A 391-nucleotide genomic window follows, 5' to 3' on the forward strand; every position below is an offset into this window, starting at 1 on the left:
CCTATAAAATGTCCGACCGGTTTGTTTATGACGGCAGCTTCGTCAGACTGAAAAACCTCGAATTGGCCTACGATGTACCTTGTGCCCGTAGCAAATTCATCAAGCGCGCCCGTGTCTATGTGAGTGCCCAAAACCTGTTTACTATTACGAGCTACCCTTTCTGGGATCCGGATATAAATGCCAATGGTGGCGGAAGCTCGATGATTCAGGGGGTAGATTCGTATTGTTATCCTAGTGCCCGTACTTATACGATTGGATGCCGACTCACTTTCTAACATATAAAAACTGATGTCTTATGAAAAAATTATTGATATATATTGCCGCTTTTGCTATGATCCTGGCAATGAACACATCCTGTGAAGATATGGGCTCTTTGGAAGAACATCCGAAG

Annotated in this window: 1 protein-coding gene; it reads left to right on the forward strand. The window is 43.7% G+C overall.

What is annotated here, in order from left to right:
- The coding region (locus AB5935_RS26320; RefSeq protein ID WP_368327908.1) for a hypothetical protein at positions 1-275 on the forward strand (275 nt) is incomplete at its 5' end.
- Positions 276-391: the final 116 nt, after the last annotated feature.

The sequence above is a fragment of the Phocaeicola sp. RTP21198st1_B8_RTP21198_201120 genome (genome assembly GCF_040929485.1).
GTDB classification, from domain to species: Bacteria; Bacteroidota; Bacteroidia; order Bacteroidales; family Bacteroidaceae; genus Phocaeicola; species Phocaeicola dorei.